Raw genomic sequence first — 283 nt, 5'->3', positions numbered from 1 at the left:
TTCAACGCCTACCTCGCCGTGCCCGCCAGCGGACGTGGTCCCGGCATCGTCATGTGCCAGGAGATCTTCGGCGTGAACGGCACGATGCGCACGCTAGCCGACCGGTACGCGCAAGAAGGTTATGTGGTGCTGGTGCCCGACCTGTTCTGGCGCATCGAACCCGGGGTCGAGCTCGACTACTCGCCAGAAGGCTGGAAGCGCGCGTTTGAGTTTTTCCAGAAGTACGATCAGAACAAAGGTGTAGAAGATATCGCCGCCACGGTGGCAGCACTACGCCAGCGTC

The 283-nt window shown here is 61.5% G+C and carries 1 protein-coding gene; it reads left to right on the top strand.

Going from position 1 to position 283, the window contains the following annotated elements; genetic code table 11:
* Positions 1–283: dienelactone hydrolase family protein (locus J3B89_RS21090; protein ID WP_215768318.1), on the top strand; the 283-nt coding region annotated here is incomplete at both ends.

Source organism: Rheinheimera oceanensis (assembly GCF_018831085.1).
GTDB lineage: Bacteria > Pseudomonadota > Gammaproteobacteria > Enterobacterales > Alteromonadaceae > Alishewanella > Alishewanella oceanensis.
The sequence above is the reverse complement of the archived record's forward strand: the minus strand, read 5'-3'. Positions and strand labels throughout refer to the sequence as shown.